This window comes from Bradyrhizobium sp. WYCCWR 13022 (genome assembly GCF_030435535.1).
Lineage (GTDB): Bacteria > Pseudomonadota > Alphaproteobacteria > Rhizobiales > Xanthobacteraceae > Bradyrhizobium.
On the sequence record NZ_JAUIZJ010000023.1, the window covers coordinates 531,897 to 550,476 of the forward strand.

Consider the following 18,580-nt stretch of genomic DNA (forward strand, 5'->3'; position numbering starts at 1 on the left):
GTCAATCCGGCGCGGTTTGGCTATGATTCCCAGCTGACGGTTTCGGGCGCGCGCAAAACGGGTGCCCGCAGCCGTGCTGCGGCGCACCTCGCCTTGGCGATAATTCCGCTGGCGTGGGAGACCGGAGCCCATTAGTCTACCCTGAGATAGTAAGTATACTGTCAATTAGGGAGGCAGGATTTGCGGATCGCCGTGATTGGCGGGGGGCCCGGCGGGCTCTACTTCGCCTATCTCTGGAAGAAGCGTCACCCCGAGGATCAAGTCGACCTGTTCGAACAGAACCCGGCCGACGCGACCTGGGGCTTTGGCGTCGTGTTCTCCGACCAGGCCCTGGAATTCTTGCGCGCGGACGACCCGGAGACGGTCGATGCGATCGCTCCGCACATGGAAAGCTGGGAAAACATCACGCTGAACCATTGCGGCGACAGCGTCGCCATCGACGGCGTCGGCTTCTCCTCGATCGGTCGGCTCGAGCTGTTGCAGTTCCTACAGCAGCGCGCACTCGATGTTGGCGTCACCCCTCGCTTCGACACCCAGATCCAGGCGATCGACCAGCTCAACGGCCACGATCTGATCGTCGCCGCCGACGGCCTCAACTCGCTGGTGCGCCGCGCCTATGAGGGCGATTTCGGCACGTCGCTGTCCTATTCCTCCAACAAATTCGTCTGGTACGGAACCTCGAAGCGCTTCGACACGCTGTCGCAGACCTTTGTGAGGACCGACCGCGGCGCCTTCAACGCGCATCACTACCGCTATTCGCCGAACATGAGCACCTTCCTGGTCGAGTGCGATCACGCAACCTGGCAGGCCTATGGCTTCGCCTACAAGGACGTCGAACAGTCAAAGGGCGTCTGCGAGGAGGTGTTTGCCGACACGCTCGGCGGCCACTGCCTGGTTTCCAACAAGTCGGTCTGGCGCAACTTCCCGTGGGTCTGGAACGAGCATTGGTCGTTCAAGAACATGGTGCTGATCGGGGACGCGCTGCACTCGGCGCATTTCTCGATCGGTTCCGGCACGCGGCTCGCGATCGAGGACGCCATCGCGCTGGTCAAGGCGCTGGAATCGGATGCCCATCTGGCGACCGCGCTGCATCGCTACCAGGCCGCGCGCAAGCCCGTGGTGCAGAAGCTGGTCAATGCCGCGCGCACCAGTGCCTTCTGGTACGAGCATTTCGCCCAGCACATGCAGCTTGGCCTGATGGACTTTGCCTACAGCTACATCACCCGCTCCGGCCGCATCGACGATTCCCGGCTGCGCGCGATGTCGCCGGCCTTCATGGCCCGCTACGAGGCCGAGAAGAACACCGACGGAGATGCGGTCGACGAGGCGACGGCATGAGCAACGAGATTCGCGACGAGGTGCCCGCGGACTGCGCGGGCGTCCGTGAGATCGGCTTTGCCGTTCCGCAAGCCTACAATGCCAGCCGCGTGCTGTTCGACAATCTCGCCAAGGGCCGTGGCGACAAGCTGGCGCTGATTGGCCCGGCCGGCGCGCGGACTTATGCCGAGCTGTGCGCTGATGCTTGCCGCTGGGGCAACGGCTTTGCCTCGCTCGGCCTGAAGCGCGGCGACCGCGTGCTGCTGTTCCTCGACGACACGCCGGCCTATCCGGCCGCCTTTTTTGGCGCCGTGCGTGCCGGCTTCGTGCCGCTCCTGATCAACACGCTGACGCCGCCGGACCTGCTGCAATTCTATCTCGCCGATTCCGGCGCAGCCGTTGCAGTGGCGGATGCCGAGTTCTGCGCGCGCTTCAACGCCGAGGCCTGCAAGGACACGCAGTTGCGCACGCTGATCGTGGTCAATGGAGCGGTCGGCGATCACGCCGCGCCGAAGGCGATAGCTGCCACGGAGTGGCTGCCGCAATTTTCAGCGGAACTGACGGAGGCGGCGACCCATCGCAACGAGATGGCGTTCTGGATGTACTCTTCCGGTTCGACCGGCCGGCCCAAGGGCATCGTGCATCTCCAGCACGACATGGCCTATAGCGAGGTCGCCTTTGCGCGGAACGTGCTGAAACTGACGCCTGACGACATCTGCTTCTCGGTGCCGAAGATCTTCTTCGCCTACGGCTTTGGCAATTCCGTCACCTTCCCGTTCTCGGCAGGCGCGGCTACGCTGCTGCTGCCGGGCCAGCCGAAGCCGGCCGCGATCTTTGCGGCGGTCGAGTTGTACGAGCCGACGGTGTTCTTCGGCCTGCCGACGCTGTACACCTCGCTGACCAAGGCGGAGGGCGCCGCCCGGACGAACTTCTCGTCCCTGCGCATGGCGCTTTCGGCCGCCGAAGTGCTCTCGGCCGAGGTCTTCAACGGCTGGAAGACGCTCACGGGGCTCGAGATCGTCGAAGGCCTCGGCTCGACCGAGGTGCTGCACATCTACCTGTCCAACCGCCCCGAGCAGAAGAAGCTCGGCGCTGCGGGCCTGCGCGTGCCGGGCTACGAGGTGAGCTTACGCGACAAGGACGGCCGCGACGTCGGCGATAACGAGGAAGGCATCCTGTGGGTCCGCGGCGATTCCAACACGCCGCTGTACTGGAACCGGCCGGACAAATCCGCCGAGACCATCCGCGAGGGTGGCTGGATCTACACCGGCGATCGCTTCGTCCGCGACAGCGACGGCTTCCACTTCTTCCGCGGCCGCGCCGATGATCTCATCAAAATTTCGGGCCAGTGGGTTTACCCGCTCGAGGTCGAACTGTGCCTCGCTGATCACCCGGATATCCGCGAATGCGCGGTGTTCGCTACCGAGCTGCCGGATCGCCGCATGACGCTGAAGGCGGTGGTGGTGATGAACGACCGCGCTTCGGACCAGAGCGAGGCGACGCGGCGCTTGCAGGACTATGTGAAGAGCAAGCTGCTACCTTACAAATATCCGCGCGAGGTGATCTTCATCGACGAACTGCCGAAAACGGGTACGGGGAAGATTGATCGGCAGGCGTTGCTCCGGATGTGAGGCCAACGGCGTCGCCACACATCCCCTCACCCACCCTTCCCCAGGTGCTCCATCGCGTCCTCGGCCCGCAACGGCACGCGCGAGGCCTCGTTGTTCAGATCGACGAGCTGCGACATCAACCCCATCAGCGCCTTGCGCTCGGTTGGCTTCAGCGGCTCCAGCATACGCGACTGGGCGCGTTCGACCGCGGGGATGATCTCGCGCAGGATCGCGGCGCCTGACTTCGTCAGATGGAGCAGCTTGATCCGCTTGTCCTCCGGCGCCGGCTTGCGCTCGACAAAATCCTTGGCCTGGAGCCGCTCGATCACACTGCCGAGCGTGGAGCGGTCGAAGGCGATCACCGCCGACAGCCGCGTCGCGTCGATGCCGGGATGGGTATGGATCGCGATCAGCGCCGCATATTGCACCGGCGTGAGGTCGAACGCCTTGCACTCCTCCATGAAGATCGAGACCGCGATCTGCTGCATGCGCCGGAACAGATAGCCCGGCGCGGCATACACCGCGTCCATCGTGATCGGAAGCAGAGGCTTACTCGGCATCGGGCTGCTTCTCCGGAGCAGCATTGGCGAAGGCCGGCAGCGCCTTGGCGGCGGCCTCGGCCTCGAGCAGGCGCGGATAGACCGAGACATCGACGCCGAAGCGGCGTGCATTGGCCAGTTGCGGCACCAGGCATAGATCGGCCAGCGTCGGCGCATCACCGAAGCAGAACGGACCTACCTCGTCCTTGATGAGCGTCTCGCACGCAGACAGCCCCTCGCGGTTGACCCAGGCGGCCCAGTCCTGGACTTTCTCTTCGGCCAGCCCAAGCTCGCGGAGCCGCGCCAGCACTTTCAGATTCTGCACGGGATGGGTGTCGCAGGCGATCGCCAGCGCAAACGCCCGCACCTTGGCGCGCTGCAGCGGATCCTTCGCCAGCAGCGGCGGATTGGGATGCGTCTCATCGAGCCATTCGATGATCGCGACCGATTGGGTCAGCACCGCACCGGAATCGTTCTCCAGCGCCGGCACCAGGCCCTGCGGATTGATCGCGAGATAGCCTGGGGCGCACTGCTCGCCCTTGCGAAGATGATGCGGCAGGTGCTCGACACCGAGGCCCTTGAGATTCAGCGCGATCCGCACGCGATAGGCGGCGCTGGAACGGAAATAGCCGTGCAGCTTCATCGGAACCCTCCCTCTCCGTCATTCCGGGGCATGCGAAGCAAGAGCCCGGAATCCATACTCCCGATCGTGGCTATGGATTCCGGGCTCGATGCTAGCGCCTCGACCCGGAATGACAATTTTGTAGGTCGTTCGTCAAGTTGACGCTACCTAGATTGTAAGTATACTGTCAATCAACAATCACCGGGAGCTGCGCCATGGAAGCCGTGACCAAGACGCCGGAACGCGAGGCGTTCTACAAGAAGATCGACGGCGAGAATCTCACCGCGCTGTGGACTGTGATGAGCGATCTGATCACGCCGGAGCCGAAGAGCGCCTGCCGGCCGCACTTGTGGAAGTTCGAAATCATCCGCGACTACATGACGGAAGCCGGCAAGCTGATCACGGCCAAGGAAGCCGAGCGGCGCGTGCTGGTGCTGGAGAACCCCGGCCTGCGCGGCCAATCCAGGATCACGACCTCGCTCTATGCCGGCGTGCAGATGGTGGTGCCCGGCGATATCGCACCCGCACACCGCCACAGCCAGTCCGCACTGCGCTTCGTGCTCGAAGGCAAAGGCGCTCACACCGCCGTCGACGGCGAGCGCACCGCGATGGAGCCCGGCGATTTCATCATCACGCCGTCGATGACCTGGCACGATCATTCCAACGAGACCGACGAGCCGATGTTCTGGCTCGACGGTCTCGACATTCCGCTGGTGCAGTTCTTCGACTGCTCCTTCGCGGAAGGATCGAAGGAAGACCAGCAGAAGATCACGAAGCCGGCCGGCGACAGCTTTGCCCGCTATGGTCACAATCTGCTGCCGGTCGACGTGAAGCGGAGCTCAAAGACTTCGCCGATCTTCAGCTATCCCTATGCCTACACCCGCGAGGCGCTGGAGAAGGCCAGAACGAGCCAGGAGTGGGACGCCTGCCACGGGCTGAAGCTGAAATTCAGCAATCCAGAGACCGGTGATTTCGCGATGCCGACCATCGGCACCTTCATCCAGCTGCTGCCGAAGGGTTTCAAGACCGCCCGCTATCGCGCGACCGACGCGACCGTATTCTGTCCGATCGAGGGCAAGGGCCGCAGCCGCATCGGCGATGCCGTGTTCGAGTGGGGTCCGCGCGATCTGTTCGTGGTGCCGAGCTGGCAGTGGGTAACGCACGAGGCGGATGAGGATACCGTGCTGTTCAGCTTCTCGGACCGGCCCGTGCAGCAGAAGCTGGATCTGTTTCGCGAGGATCGCGGCAACGCGTGAGACTATCTAGACGGGCGCTCCGCCCTCGGCGACGTCCCGTCGAAGGCCAGGCCTTCGCCGGGACGACAAGACTAACGCCAGTGCAATAATTTGACCTCCAGCCAGCCAATCACCTTCCCCACCGCCAGCCCAAACACCGACAGAATCACGACGCCGGCGAGCAACTGGTCCGTCTGCATGAGATTACCGGCCTGGAGCACGAAGGCACCGATGCCGTATTGCGCGCCGATCATCTCGGCGCTGACGACCAGGAGCAGCGCCACTGATGCCGTGATGCGGAAGCCGGCGAGGATGGCGGGCAACGCGCCGGGCCAGACCACCTTGCGCACGATCGTGGCGAAGGGAACGTTGAAGCTTTGCGCCATGCGGATCAGGTTGCGCGGCACCGCATCGACGCCGCTATAGACCGAGATCGCGGTCGAGAAGAACACGCCAAGCGCGATCGTCGCGATCTTCGGCTCCTCGCCGATGCCGAGCCAGAGGATCAGCAGCGGCAGCAGCGCGATCTTCGGGATCGGGAACAGCGCCGAGATGAACGTGATGCCGACGCTGCGCGCCAGTCGCGACAGGCCGATGGCGAAGCCGACCACGACACCGGCTGCGGTCCCGAGCACCCAGCCGACGCCGATACGCAGCAGCGAGGCCGAGAGATGCTGCCAAAGCGCGCCCGATATCGCGAGTTCATAGATCGCCCGCACGATTGCCGAGGGCGGCGGCAGGAACAGCGGATTGACGAGCTTGGCGCTGCCGGCCGCCTGCCAGATCGCGATGACGAGGGCGAGCGCGATCCAGCCGCCGAAACGGCTGGACGCAGGCACGAAGCCTGCGCCGCGAAAGCGGACGCGCCGCGCCGTGTCGTCCTTGGCGGAGGTGTCCGTCGCGCGATCAAGCATGCTGGACCTCGCGTTCGGCATCGATCGCCTCGTTGCGGATCAGCGACCAGATCTGGTTCTGAAGCGCGAGCAGTTTTTCACGCGCCGCAGCTTCACCACGCGCGGCGCGCGTCATCGGCACGGTCACGACCTCGCGAATGCGCCCGGGCCGCCGCGACAGCACCACGATGCGGTCGGCAAGGCGTGCGGCCTCTTCGAGATTGTGGGTGACGTAGACCGCGCCCATGCCGCCATCGGCGAGCAGGCGGACGAAGTCTTCCATCAGCAATTCGCGCGTCTGCGAGTCCAGCGCCGAGAGCGGCTCGTCCATCAAGAGAATGGCGGGCTTGACCGCAAGCGCGCGCGAAATCCCGACGCGCTGGCGCATGCCGCCTGAGAGCTGCTTGGGATAGGTCTTGCGAAAATCAGTCAGGCCGGTGCGGCGCAAGGCATCATCGACCAGCGCGCGGCGCTGCGCGGCCGAGAGCTGGGTGTGCAGCAGCGGGAATTCGACGTTCTCTTCCACCGTCGCCCAGGGCAGCAGCGCGAAGTCCTGGAACACGAAGGTGAGTGGATTGAGGCTGTCCGCCGGCGGCGCGCCGCGCAGTTCGGGCGCCCCCGAGGTCGGCAGCAGCAAGCCGCCGAGGATCGACAGCAGCGTGCTCTTGCCGCAGCCGGAGGGACCCACGATCGCCACCACCTCTCCGGCGCTCACCGTGAAGGAAACATCGTCGAGCACGGCGAGATCGCCGAAGCGATGGCTGATGTGGTTGGCGATCAGGTCCATTCTGTCTTGTCTACCCTCTGCTCCGTCGTTCCGGGATGGTCCGAAGGACCAGACCCCAGGTGCGCAGTTGCGCACCGGGGAGCCTCGAGATTCCGGATTCGATGCATCGCACCGCCCCGGAATGACGGACGCTTCAATCCGCCTTCACGTAATCCTTGGCGATGATCGCATCCGCATCAAAGCCCTTGTCGACGAAGCCCTGCTCCTGGAGCCATTTGATCTGGTTGTCGACGTTCTTCACGTCGAGCTTGCCGTCCGGATCGATATAGGCGCAGTTGCCGACCACCTGCTCGACTGGCAGGTTGGTGTATTTCGCGATGATCTCCAAGAGCGGCTTGGTCTTGTCGTTGATCGGCGCGACGCCGTTCTTCATCGAAGCCAGGATCACGTCGTGATATTCGCGATCGGCTTTGGCGAGTACGCCGAGGAATTTCGTCGCCAGCACCTTGTTGGTCAGTGTCTTCGGCGACGCGAACACCGCGCCCAGCTGCCAGGGCGTCTCGTCGCCGACCCAGCCCAGAAACTTTGCGCCGCCATCGTCTACCAGCTTTCGTGCGGTGGAGATCGGCAGCAACGCCGCATCGACGGTCTCGCCCTTCAACGCGGCCGCCGCGTTCGAGAGCGATTGCAGCGGCACGATCTTCACATCAGAAAGCTTGAAACCGTACTTGTCGGCGAGCAGCCCGAGCGAATAATGGAAGGATGATCCGACCTGGGTCATCGCGATGCGCTTGCCCGCGAGGTCCTTCGGTGTCTTCAGCCCGGCGGCATAGGCGTTGTTGCTGGCGAAATAGCCGATCAGGGGATAGCCGGCCTTCTCGCGGCTCATGCCGCCGATCACCTTCAGCACGCCCTTGCCGCCGAGATTGTAGAGGCCCGCGGTGAAGGCGGTGACACCGAAATCGACGTCGCCGGACGTCGTCGCGACCGCAATCGGCTGCGCCGCATCGAAGAATTTCAGCTCGACGTCGAGACCAGCCTCGCGGAAATAACCCTTGTCCTGGGCGATGAAAACAGGCGCAGAGGACGACAGGCGGAGCACGCCGATCTTGGCCTTCAGCGCATCCTCGGCCCTCGCCGTGCCCATCGCCATCATAGCCAAAAGGCTAATAGCCGCGACCCGCGCAATCCCGATCATCCCATTTCCTCCAATTTTTCTCTTTTTACAGTCCGTTACAGGCCCTTCGGCACGGGTTGATCCAGCCCGATGAAGGCACCCTGTTGTTTCAACGTTTCCTGCAATTTTTCAATGGGGATGTCACGCGGGATCCGGTTTCCGGAGAGCGCCAGGGCGGCCGCGGAACCCGCCGCCTCCCCCATCACGAAACAAGCCCCGGAAACCCGCGCCGCCGACTGCCCCTCATGGGTCATAGAGGCGCAACGGCCGGCGACCAGGAGGTTGTCGACACCCTCGGGCACCAGCATCCGGTAGGGCAGCTCGTTATAGCCACGCGATTCCGGGATCGGCGGGAAAGTGAAGATGACGTCGCCGGCGACGTGGGCCTCGATCGGCCAGCCGTTGACGCCGATGGAATCCTCGAACGAGGCACAGCCGAGCACGTCCTCGCCGCTGAGCTGGTAGCCCCCCCTGATGCGGCGGGTCTCGCGGATGCCGAGCTGCGGCGGCAAATCGACGATGTAGGATTTTTCAAAGCCCGGCACGGTGCGCAGGAACTCGAAGGCGGCGAGCGCCTGCTTGCGGCCCTCGATCTCGCCGCGGGTGAGGTCATCAGGCTCGACGCCGTTGATGGCGTGGCCGTCCTCGCGCGCCACTTGCGTGAAATTCACCCGCCATTCGATGCCGGATTTCTGCGGCCGCACGATCGCGCTTTTACGCGGAAATTTGTGCGTGCCGGCCGCAGTGGCCTTTTCCATCAACTGTGGGATGGTCCGCCAGGCATCACCGGCCTTTGCAGGGTCGATGCCGTTGAGACGAAGCATCATCGACGGATACATCGGATGGCCGTGCTCGTCGCCGATCTCGAACGGCGCACCGGCCCAGACCGCGAGATCGCCATCGCCGGAACAGTCGATGAAGATCTCCGCGCGCACCGCCTGCCGGCCGGCCTTGGTCTCGACCATCAGCACATCGATACGGCGGTCATTGCCCATCACCACGCCGGCGCCGAGCGCGTGGAAGAGGATGTGCACCTTGTGGCTGGCCAGCAGCTCGTCGGCCGCGATCTTGTAGGCCGCGGTGTCATAGGCCTGGGCGAAGACCTTGCCGAGGATCAGGTGCGGCGCGTTGAGGCCGTTCAGATGATCGATCCGCGCCAGCAGGTCGGTCGCCATGCCCTGCACCAGCCTGACAGCCTCGCCATAGACGTTGCCGTGCAGGCCACAGAAATTGGTGACGCCGGCCGCGGTGCCCATGCCGCCGAGAAAGCCGTAGCGCTCGATCAGCAGCGTCTTCCGCCCGGCGCGCGCGGCCGAAGCCGCAGCGACGATGCCGGCAGGGCCGCCGCCGAGAACCACGACTTCATACTCGCCATAGAGCGGCACTTGTCGTGCCGGTTCATTGATCGTCGTGGCCCACATGGCGCGTCCTTCCCAAATTCCTTGCTTGGAACGACTATGAATTAACGCGCGGCGGGCTACAATCCATCAAAATATGCGATCAGCTTTCGCAAATCAAGAAAGGTCGACATGGACATCCTGGTGAACCTGCAGGCCTTTCTTGCCACCGCTGATACAGCCGGCTTCTCCGCCGCCGCACGCAAACTCAATGTCTCGACCTCGGTCGTCGCAAAGCGCGTGACGCAGTTGGAGGCGCGGATCGGCACGCCGCTGTTCCACCGCTCGACCCGGCAATTGCGGCTGACCGAAGCCGGCCAGCGCTACGTCCATCGCGCGCGCAGCGTCGTCACCGACGCGACCGATCTGCTGTCGCGCATGGGCGAGAAGGGCCACGATCTCGTCGACCACCTCCGCATCAAGGCGCCGACCTCGATGACGGTGGCGCGGCTTGCCGACGCCTTCAGCGCATTCCAGACGCAAAACCCACGACTGAAGTTGGAGATCGTGCTGATCGACCGCCCGGTCGATCCCGTCAGCGAGGGCTTCGACATCGCGATCGGCGCCTTCCCGCATTCCTTCGGCGGCGTGGTCGACGAGCCGCTGGTCCCCTTGAAGCGGCTGCTTTGCGCCTCGCCGGCGTATTTGAAGCAGCACGGCACGCCAAAACATCCGCGCGACCTCGTCGAGCATCGCTGCCTCAGCTTCATGCCGACCGGCCCCGAATGGGTCTTTGACGGGCCGCGCGGCCGCATCACCATCCAGGTCAGCCCGCTACTTTCGTCCAACGAGGGACATGTGCTGGCGCGCAGCGCGATCGCCGGCAACGGCATCGCGCTGATGTCGCATTATCTCGTCGCGGACGCCTTGCGCGACGGCACGCTGAAACCGGTGCTGCGCGATTTTCCGATTCCGGAATTGTGGGTAAAGGCCGCGATTCCTGAGCGGCGGCGCAACGCCGCCGCGGTGCAGGCGATGCTAACTTTGCTGAAAAACGTCACTCGCGCCGTCGCTGTAAACTGCAGTGCCGCATGGAGGGACGCTCAACCCTTTCCGCCACCCCACTTCGCCGCGCGCTTCTCGGCGAAGGAGGCCAGCCCCTCGGCCGCTTCCGCGCTCTGGCGCTTGAGTGAATGCAACTGGACGAGCCGCGCATACGCCGCATCGTCCACCGCCATTCCACCGAACGAGCTTTCCAGTGCGAGGCGCTTAGTCTCGGCGATCGCCTCGGGTCCGTTGGCGAGGAGCTGCTCGACCACCTTGGCGCCGGCGGCTTCGAGATCGGCCAGCGGCACCACCTCGTGGACGAGGCCGATGCGACGGGCGTCTTCGGCGCCGAAGCGTTCGCCGGTCAGCGCATAACGGCGGACCTGCCGTACACCAATGGCATCGCAGAGCTGCGGGATGATGATCGCGGCGGTCAGGCCCCAGCGCACCTCGGTGATGGAGAACAGGGCGTTATCCGCGGCGATCACGACGTCGCAAGCCGAAATCACACCGGTGCCGCCACCGAAGCAGCCGCCCTGCACAAGGGCCACGGTGGGGATCGGCAAGGTGTTGAGGCGCTGCACGGCCTCGAACGTCGCCCGCGACGCCGCCTCGTTGGCGTCGGGCGATTGCGGCCTCACGCCGTTGATCCATTTGAGATCGGCGCCCGCCTGGAAATGCTTGCCGTTGCCCTTGAGCACGACCACGCGAAGGTTGGGCTTCTTGCCGAGATCGTCCATGGCCGCCAGCACGCCCGCGATCAGCGCGCCGTCGTAGGCGTTGTTCACCTCCGGCCGGTTCAACGTGACGGTCGCAACCCCGCGTTCATCGAGGCTCCACAGGACAGGGCTGGCAGTCATCGGCGATCCTCCGATCGTTTGTTGGCGCGCACTATGGCCGAGGCAACGCATCCCGATCCATATCTTTCCAGCGTGGGGCGGCCGCGTCCATCGCATGGCGGCTTGTGTCATGCTGCGGCCGGGCGGCATCCTAGGGATCAGGGACGAACATCATATGCGCATCTGCATTTTCGGCGCGGGCGCCGTCGGCAGCCACATTGCGGTACGGCTGGCGCGCGCCGGTCATGAGGTCTCATGCGTAATGCGGGGGGCGCATCTGGAAGCGGTCCGCGCCAATGGCCTCAAGCTGCGCGTCGGCGATTCCGAGGTCTCGGCCAAGGTGAATGCCTCGGGCGATCCGGCCCAGCTCGGTCCGCAGGACGTGGTGATCTCGACGCTGAAGGCGACCGCGCTGACCGGCCTGGTCTCCAGCATCAAGCCACTGCTCCAGGACGACACCGCGATCGTGTTCGCCCAGAACGGCATTCCCTGGTGGTACGGGATCGGCCTGCCGCCGCGGCATCCCACGCCGCCTGATATTTCCTTCCTCGATCCGGGCGGACGGTTGCGAGCCTGCATTCCGAAGGAGCGAATCATCGGCGGCGTCATCTTCTCCTCCAACGAGGTGACCGCGCCCGGCGTGGTGCAGAACCTCACCCCTGACCGCAACCGCCTCCTGATCGGCGAATGCGACGACCGGAATTGCGAGCGCATCACAAAACTTCGCGGAGCTTTCAACGACGCACGGCTGGAGTCGCCGCCGGTGGCCGAGATCCGCGAGGCGATCTGGTCAAAGCTGCTGACCAACATGTCGCTGTCGGTGCTGTGCCTGCTGACCGGCCAGACTGCGCGGGGCGTACGCGACGATCCTGCTTTCGCCGAGGTCATCCCGCGCATGTTGAACGAGGCGAACGACATCGCGCAGCACTTCATCCCCGAGGTCAAGCGCGTGACGCGCAGCGGGCCCGCCCCCAACCACAAGCCCTCACTGCTGCAGGACTACGAGCTCGGCCGCGCCATGGAGATCGACGTGCTGGTGAAGGCGCCCGCCGCCTTCGCGCGCGCCGCCGGCCTGTCGACGCCGACGCTCGACCTGATCGCCGCGCTCGCGATCCAGAAGGCGCGCGACAAGGGGCTCTACTCGGCCTGAACTTCAGGCGAGCCCGTCCATCCAGGCCGCGAGCGTATCGAGCACCTCCGCGAGCGCCTCGTCGTTGGTACGGCCGGACTTCTTCAGCACGGCGAAGGAGTGGTCGCCGCCTTCGATTTCATGCAGCGTCGCCTTGGTCCCGAGCGCCGCGACGACCGGCTTGAGAAGGCCGAGATCAGCAAGCCCGTCTCGCGTTCCCTGGAGAAACAACATGGGAATGGTGACGCCACCAAGGTGCTCCGCGCGCTCGGTCGACGGCTTCTTGTCGGCATGCAGGGGAAAGGCGAGGAAGGCGAGGCCTTTGACGCCGGGCAACGCAGCCTTCGACTGAGCCTGCGATGTCATGCGTCCGCCGAACGACTTTCCGCCGGCGACAAGCTTCAATTCCGGGCACAGCCGCGCCGCCTCCTCGACCGCCGCACGAATGGCGGCATGCGCAACGGCCGGCTGATCGGGACGGCCCTGCTTGTTTTCCATGTAGGGAAAATTGAACCGGAACGTCGCGATGCCGCGTTCGGCGAGTCCCTCCGCAATCTTCTCCATCGAGGCATGCCGCATCCCAGCACCCGCGCCATGCGCCAGAACGTAGCAGGCGCGCACATGGTCCGGCTGCATCAGGATCGCGGAGACTGCGCCGATGCGTTTGATGTCGAGCTTGAGCTCTTGCGTTTTGACAGCCACAATCAACCACCCCGACAGATGCTGCTACGGCCGCCTTGGTAGCGTCATCGACACAGCCTGAAAACACAATAATTGCCGCGGTCGACTGGCCTACCAAGCCGGCAAGCCGCATCAACCGAGGTAATCATGTCCTACCGCTCCTCCTGGATGACCGAAGAGCTCGACGTCTTCCGCGACCAGTTCCGGAAATATCTCGCCAAGGACCTGGCACCGCATGCCGAGAAATGGCGCGAGCAGAAGATGGTCGACCGCTTCGCCTGGCGCGGGCTCGGCGAAATGGGCGCGCTGCTGGCGAGCGTGCCGGAGGAATATGGCGGGCTGGGCGCGACCTTCGCCTATGACGCGGCGGTGCTGGACGATCTCGAAAGCACCGTGCCGGAGTTGACGACAGGCGTCTCCGTGCACAGCGCCATCGTCGCGCACTACATCCTCAATTACGGCTCGGAGGAGCAGAAGAAGCGCTGGCTGCCGAAGATGGCCTCGGGCGAGATGGTCGGCGCCATCGCCATGACCGAGCCCGGCACCGGCTCGGACCTGCAAGCCGTCAAGACCACCGCAAAGAAGCAGGGCAATTCCTACGTCATCAACGGCCAGAAGACGTTCATCACCAACGGCCAGGCAGCCGACCTCGTCGTCGTGGTCGCCCGCACCGGCGAGGCCGGCGCCAAGGGTATCTCGCTGATCGTGGTCGAGACCGCAGGCGCCGACGGCTACAAGCGCGGCCGCAACCTCGACAAGATCGGCCTGCACGCCTCCGACACGTCGGAACTGTTCTTCGACAATGTCACCGTGCCGCCGGACAACCTGCTCGGCAACGAGGAAGGCCAGGGTTTTGTCCAGCTGATGCAGCAGCTGCCGCAGGAGCGCCTCGCGCTAGCGGTCGGCGCCGTCGCCTCGATGGAGCGCGCGGTCAAGCTCACCACCGAATACACCAAGGAGCGGAAGGCGTTCGGCAAGCCGCTGATGGATTTCCAGAACACCGCCTTCACGCTCGCCGAGCGCAAGACCGAGGCCATGATCGCGCGCGTCTTCGTCGACTGGTGCATCGAGCGCCTGGTGGCGAAAGACCTCGACACCGTCACAGCGTCGATGGCGAAATACTGGTGCTCGGACAAGCAGGTGCAAACCGCCGACGAATGCCTCCAGCTGTTCGGCGGCTATGGCTACATGCAGGAATATCCGATCTCGCGCATCTTCATCGATTCCCGCATCCAGAAGATCTATGGGGGCACCAACGAGATCATGAAGCTGTTGATCGCGAGATCCCTGTAGCGTGGCACTAGCGCGCCCGCCAATCACGCGGACGGCAGCCAAAGCGCTGCCTGAAGCGTCGCGTGAAATGGGAGAGGTCGGAAAAGCCCCAGTCGAACGCGATGGCGCCAATCGCACGGTCCGCCATCGCGGGGTCACTGAGATCCCTGGCGATGCCGTCGAGACGACGGTCGATCACGTAGTCGGTGAAGCCGGAGCCGGATCGTGCCAGCAGCTTGTGCACATAGCGCTCGCTGATGCCGACGGCCTCGGCGATCTTGGCAACGCTGAGGCCGGGTTCGCGCAGCCGGCGGTGGATGGCCCGCTTTAGCGCCAACGCGGTCGCATCAGTCAGGCTTTCCGCCTCCGCGGTGCGCGCGCGGCTCTGCCGTGACAGGCTCATCGCAACCAGTTCGATCAACGCCCGGAACAGATGCACGCCCTCGTCCTCGGTCATGCGCAGCGCACCGTCGCTGAGCGTGCGCGCCGTCTCGACGATGAGGTGGCCGACGAAGGGATCGTCGGAGACGCGGGTCGCGGCGACGTCGAACGAGGCCGGCAAGCGCTCCAGCAAGGTCTCCGCCGGCACCCAGAACGAGGCGACCTGCAATTGCGGACCGCGGTCGTGCACAAGCGCGAATTGCCGGTCGCTGTCGAAGATGCCGACCTGTCCTGGCGACAGGCTGATCTCGCGATCGTCCTGCCGAATGCGGCAGCGGCCGGCCAGCTTGAGGTTGAGATAGAAGCAGCTGCGGTCCGACGCGGCGATGTCGGCCGCGGAGCGGCGGACCACATGCTCGGGAAAGCTGACGCGGTTGATCGCGGCATCGCCGAGACGGATGTGTTCGACGCTCGCAGGAAAGCCTGAAGCTGCCGCCGGCTCCGGCGTCAGGTTCATGAAGGCCTGGCAGATCGCCTCGCGATAATAGGCGAATTGTTCGCCCGGCCTGATGTCCGCGGTATTCCAGGCTGATCGGCGTGACGGAACGGCGCGTGCGGCTTCCTGCATCGGTTCACTCCGAGACCAATCCGGTTCACTTCCAGCCAAGCGCGAAATCCTTTGCCGGTCCAGACTGGCCGCACGGCGATGCGCCCTTAGCGATCTAACCACACCCCCGGGAGAAGCCACAACATGTCGACCTACGTTCTCGTCCATGGCGCCTGGCACACCGGTGCCGAGTTCGAGCCTGTCGCCGCCCCGATCCGCGCCCATGGCCATCGGGTCTATACGCCGACGATCAAGGGTAACCGCCCGGGCGATGCCAAGACGACGGGGTTGAAGGAAGCGATCCAGTCGATCGCCGACTATCTCGCAGAGAACAACCTGACGGACGTCATCCTGCTCGGCCATTCCTATGGCGGCATGGTCACTACCGGTGTCGCCGACCTCGTACCCGAGCGCATCCGCCGCCTGGTCTACTGGAATGCCTTCGTGCCGAACAACGGCGAGTGCCTCAACGACATGGTGCCGCCGCACTATGTCGGGCTGTTCGACGCGATCGCAGCCGAGCGCGGCGACGGCTCGGTGGTGCTGCCCTTCCCGATCTGGCGCGAGGCCTTCATCAACGATGCCGACCTCGAACTGGCGCAGAAGGCCTATGACGTTCTCAATCCGCACCCGCTCGCAACCTTCAGCGACAAGATCGCGCTGAAGAGCAATCCCGCCGAGATGCCGCTGGCAAAGTCCTACATTAACTGCACCGAGGACACCGCGCTGCCGCACAGCCATGGCTGGCATCCGCGTCTGTCGGAGAAGCTCGGCCTGTTCCGCCTGGTGCAGGTTTCCGGGAGCCACGAACTGTGCTTCTCCGATCCCGCACGGCTCGCCAAGGCCATCATGGAGGCAGGACGCGACTGACGGGCAAGTCCCGCGATCGGGCGCTCACGATCCGTGAGCGTCCCTCAATTCGGATGCCACCAGCGGCCGCCGATGACGACGCCTTCGGAGACGATCTTCTTGTCGCCGATGAGATGCTCGCCGACGACGTCCTCATAGTCGAACTGGCCTTGCTTCACCGAGATCAGCGTGGCATCGCCGACGCTGCCGGGCTTGAGGCTGCCGAGCTCGGGGCGCCGCAACGCCATCGCGGCGTTCTCCGTCGACGCGGCAACCACATCCGACAGCGACATGCCCATGCAGAGGAATTTCGACATCGTCGTCACCTGGTCGAAGGCCGGGCCGTCGATGCAGAGCTGGTGGATGTCGGATGAGATGGTATCCGGATAGAAGCCGTTGGCGAGCATGGCACGCGCGGTCTTGAACGCGAACGAGCCCTTGCCGTGGCCGATGTCGAACAGCACGCCGCGCTCACGCGCATCCAGTACCGCCTTCTTCACGGTGCCCTGCGCGGTTGCCGGCGAATTCGGGAAAGGGCGGAACGCATGGGTCAGCACGTCGCCAGGGCGCAGGCGGGCGAGCACCTCTTCATAGGTCGGCGGCGGATGGTCGATATGTGCCATCAGCGGCATGCCGACCTCGTCGGCGACCTGGAGCGCGATATCGAGCGGCACCGCACCCGAGGTGCCCGATGAGTGCAGCCCGACCCGCACCTTGATGCCGACGACGACGTCGCGGTTGGCGTCGGCGACTTTGGCGGCCTCGATCGGATTCATCAGCCGTAGTTCCTCGCTCTCGCCGACCATGATCCGGTGCGAGAAGCCGAAGATGCCGGCATGGGAGACATGCAGGTAAGCGAGAATGCGGACCTGGCTCGGCTCGATGACGTGCTTGCGGAAGCCGGCGAAATTCCCGGGGCCGGCGCTGCCGGTATCGACTGAGGTGGTGACGCCGGAGGCGCGGCAGAATTCCTCGGCATCGATGCCGAGCGAAGTGCCACCCCAATAGACATGGGTGTGGAGATCGATCAGACCCGGAGTGACTATGAACTGCGAGACGTCACGAACCTCGGTGCCGGGATCCACCTTGAGCCCGTTGCCGACGGCTGCGACCTTGCCACCAGAAAATGCGACATCGGCCACGGCGTCGAGCTTCTGCGAGGGGTCAACGACCCGTCCGCCGCGAAGGATCAAGTCGAAAGGCATCATTGGCTCCGGATTCGCGGACAAGGCTGGCAAACGTCCGCCAGAAACGCTGCCCCCCGCGTGTAGCAATTTTTGCGCCGAGCAGGCAAATGGCACCGCCAGAAACGCTGCCGCGGATTGGAGGCCTTCACCATGAGCAGGATTTGGAAGCCTCAACGGCCTAGGCTTGGACTGGCGCGCTGAAGGGCCGTCCCTACGCTTTGGTATTGGTCGTGGATGCGAAGTTGCACACCATCAACCGACCGGACGTGCGCGAGGCGACCTCACACTTTCTCTCAGCGTTCTGAAGCCGTAATGGCGATCCCGGCATGACTCGAACATGCGACCTACGGTTTAGGAAACCGCCGCTCTATCCGGCTGAGCTACGGGACCGCGGAACCCACCGGTGAGGCGGGTTGCCTGGAGCTGTACATATCAAAGCGAGGGCCGAATCGGAAGCCCTTCGCTCAACAACGAGCGGGCGATCAGGACTTCCCGTAAGCCCCCTGGTAGCGGCCCTCGCGGATCGCCTTCAGTGTGTCCTCCTCCCGCTTGATCTGGACGCGCACCGCCTCCAGCAGGGCCGCGGCACCGGCGGCGGGAAACGACACCACGCCGTCCTCGTCCCCGACCACGATGTCGCCGGGCGAGATCACGCTGCCGCCGACCGAAACGGGCACGTTGATCTCGCCGGGGCCATTCTTGTAGGGGCCGCGATGGATCACCGCGCGGGCGAAGCAGGGGAAGTCGTCGCCGGCAAAGGCGGCGACATCGCGAATTGCGCCGTCGATGACGTAGCCCTCTGCTTTGCGCCATTGCGCGATATTTTTCATGATCTCGCCGACCAGCGCGCGGGTCTCGTCGCCGCCACCATCGACCACGATGACGTCGCCGGGACCGACCAGTTCGAGCGCACGGTGGATGGCGAGATTGTCGCCGGGCCGGGTGCGTACCGTGAAGGCTGCGCCGATCAACCTGCCGCTGCGGTGATAGGGCTTCAGCCCGACCGCGCCCGGCAGACGGCCAAGATTGTCAGAAATGATCGAGGTCGGCGCATTCCGAAAGCCCTCGATGATACCGGCCGGCGGTTTCGACACGCTGTTCGCTGCGATGGAAATCGTCATGGGGCTCGAT

At 64.6% G+C, this 18,580-nt stretch carries 17 protein-coding genes, 1 tRNA gene and 1 pseudogene; 7 read left to right on the forward strand and 12 right to left on the reverse strand.

Going from position 1 to position 18,580, the window contains the following annotated elements; genetic code table 11:
* Positions 1 to 180 precede the first annotated feature (180 nt).
* Together QY049_RS29550 and QY049_RS29555 are read left to right on the forward strand one after the other, a co-directional pair.
* Positions 181 to 1,338, forward strand: coding sequence for an FAD-dependent monooxygenase (locus tag QY049_RS29550; RefSeq protein ID WP_258764766.1), 1,158 nt, complete (start codon positions 181 to 183; stop codon positions 1,336 to 1,338).
* On the forward strand, positions 1,335 to 2,948 hold the full coding sequence (locus tag QY049_RS29555) for a benzoate-CoA ligase family protein (RefSeq protein WP_258764764.1): 1,614 nt from the start codon (positions 1,335 to 1,337) through the stop codon (positions 2,946 to 2,948). Before QY049_RS29550 ends, QY049_RS29555 begins: the two co-directional genes overlap by 4 nt.
* Positions 2,949 to 2,974: 26 nt before the next feature.
* Here the strand turns inward: QY049_RS29555 and QY049_RS29560 are convergent, their stop codons facing one another.
* Both QY049_RS29560 and maiA read right to left on the reverse strand, forming a co-directional pair.
* Positions 2,975 to 3,487, reverse strand: a complete 513-nt coding sequence (locus QY049_RS29560) for a MarR family winged helix-turn-helix transcriptional regulator (protein WP_194479181.1) — start codon at positions 3,485 to 3,487, stop codon at positions 2,975 to 2,977.
* Positions 3,477 to 4,109 (reverse strand): maleylacetoacetate isomerase, encoded by a 633-nt coding sequence (gene maiA / locus QY049_RS29565; protein ID WP_258764763.1) that lies wholly within the window; start codon positions 4,107 to 4,109, stop codon positions 3,477 to 3,479. The genes QY049_RS29560 and maiA overlap by 11 nt, the downstream gene beginning before the upstream one ends.
* 194 nt (positions 4,110 to 4,303) lie before the next feature.
* Here maiA and gtdA point away from each other — a divergent pair, with 194 nt between their 5' ends.
* Positions 4,304 to 5,344, forward strand: coding sequence for a gentisate 1,2-dioxygenase (gtdA, locus tag QY049_RS29570; protein ID WP_258764761.1), 1,041 nt, complete (start codon positions 4,304 to 4,306; stop codon positions 5,342 to 5,344).
* Between the two features lie 71 nt (positions 5,345 to 5,415).
* On the opposite strand, the gene QY049_RS29575 is transcribed toward gtdA, so the two are convergent.
* The 4 genes from QY049_RS29575 to QY049_RS29590 all read right to left on the reverse strand — a co-directional run bounded on the left by QY049_RS29575 (position 5,416) and on the right by QY049_RS29590 (position 9,541).
* Positions 5,416 to 6,237, reverse strand: coding sequence for an ABC transporter permease (locus tag QY049_RS29575; protein WP_258764760.1), 822 nt, complete (start codon positions 6,235 to 6,237; stop codon positions 5,416 to 5,418).
* A complete protein-coding gene (locus QY049_RS29580) occupies positions 6,230 to 7,003 on the reverse strand; it encodes an ABC transporter ATP-binding protein (RefSeq protein WP_194479177.1) in 774 nt (257 codons plus the stop codon). The genes QY049_RS29575 and QY049_RS29580 overlap by 8 nt, the downstream gene beginning before the upstream one ends.
* A gap of 133 nt (positions 7,004 to 7,136) precedes the next feature.
* Positions 7,137 to 8,141, reverse strand: coding sequence for an ABC transporter substrate-binding protein (locus QY049_RS29585; protein WP_258764759.1), 1,005 nt, complete (start codon positions 8,139 to 8,141; stop codon positions 7,137 to 7,139).
* 35 nt (positions 8,142 to 8,176) lie between these two features.
* Positions 8,177 to 9,541, reverse strand: a complete 1,365-nt coding sequence (locus QY049_RS29590) for an FAD-dependent oxidoreductase (protein WP_258764757.1) — start codon at positions 9,539 to 9,541, stop codon at positions 8,177 to 8,179.
* Between the two features lie 108 nt (positions 9,542 to 9,649).
* On the opposite strand from QY049_RS29590, the pseudogene QY049_RS29595 reads away from it, so the two are divergent.
* A pseudogene (locus QY049_RS29595) lies at positions 9,650 to 10,456 on the forward strand (LysR family transcriptional regulator); the annotation flags it as partial.
* Positions 10,457 to 10,560: 104 nt separating this feature from the next.
* On the opposite strand, the gene QY049_RS29600 reads toward QY049_RS29595, so the two are convergent.
* A complete protein-coding gene (locus QY049_RS29600; protein WP_258764755.1) occupies positions 10,561 to 11,364 on the reverse strand; it encodes an enoyl-CoA hydratase-related protein in 804 nt (267 codons plus the stop codon).
* A 154-nt stretch (positions 11,365 to 11,518) separates the two neighbouring features.
* Here QY049_RS29600 and QY049_RS29605 point away from each other — a divergent pair, with 154 nt between their 5' ends.
* On the forward strand, positions 11,519 to 12,493 hold the full coding sequence (locus QY049_RS29605; RefSeq protein WP_194479172.1) for a ketopantoate reductase family protein: 975 nt from the start codon (positions 11,519 to 11,521) through the stop codon (positions 12,491 to 12,493).
* 3 nt (positions 12,494 to 12,496) lie between these two features.
* On the opposite strand, the gene QY049_RS29610 is transcribed toward QY049_RS29605, so the two are convergent.
* The gene (locus QY049_RS29610) at positions 12,497 to 13,174 is read right to left on the reverse strand and encodes an alpha/beta family hydrolase (protein ID WP_258764754.1); all 678 of its coding nucleotides are present in this window, start codon (positions 13,172 to 13,174) and stop codon (positions 12,497 to 12,499) included.
* A 126-nt stretch (positions 13,175 to 13,300) separates the two neighbouring features.
* Between QY049_RS29610 and QY049_RS29615 the strand changes: the two genes are divergently transcribed.
* Complete coding sequence (locus QY049_RS29615; RefSeq protein ID WP_258764753.1) at positions 13,301 to 14,446, forward strand: acyl-CoA dehydrogenase family protein; 1,146 nt, start codon at positions 13,301 to 13,303, stop codon at positions 14,444 to 14,446.
* A gap of 7 nt (positions 14,447 to 14,453) precedes the next feature.
* Here the strand turns inward: QY049_RS29615 and QY049_RS29620 are convergent, their stop codons facing one another.
* Positions 14,454 to 15,434, reverse strand: a complete 981-nt coding sequence (locus QY049_RS29620; RefSeq protein WP_258764752.1) for a helix-turn-helix domain-containing protein — start codon at positions 15,432 to 15,434, stop codon at positions 14,454 to 14,456.
* Positions 15,435 to 15,557: 123 nt separating this feature from the next.
* Between QY049_RS29620 and QY049_RS29625 the strand changes: the two genes are divergently transcribed.
* Positions 15,558 to 16,283 (forward strand): alpha/beta hydrolase, encoded by a 726-nt coding sequence (locus tag QY049_RS29625; protein ID WP_258764751.1) that lies wholly within the window; start codon positions 15,558 to 15,560, stop codon positions 16,281 to 16,283.
* Between the two features lie 44 nt (positions 16,284 to 16,327).
* On the opposite strand, the gene QY049_RS29630 is transcribed toward QY049_RS29625, so the two are convergent.
* From QY049_RS29630 to QY049_RS29640, 3 genes are all read right to left on the reverse strand, one after another.
* Complete coding sequence (locus QY049_RS29630) at positions 16,328 to 17,467, reverse strand: amidohydrolase/deacetylase family metallohydrolase (protein WP_258764750.1); 1,140 nt, start codon at positions 17,465 to 17,467, stop codon at positions 16,328 to 16,330.
* 295 nt (positions 17,468 to 17,762) lie between these two features.
* A tRNA-Arg gene (locus QY049_RS29635) sits at positions 17,763 to 17,839 on the reverse strand.
* 92 nt (positions 17,840 to 17,931) lie between these two features.
* Positions 17,932 to 18,570 carry an RraA family protein gene (locus tag QY049_RS29640; protein ID WP_194479168.1) on the reverse strand — a complete coding sequence of 213 codons (639 nt, stop codon included), beginning with the start codon at positions 18,568 to 18,570 and terminating at the stop codon, positions 17,932 to 17,934.
* Between the last annotated feature and the right edge of the window lie 10 nt (positions 18,571 to 18,580).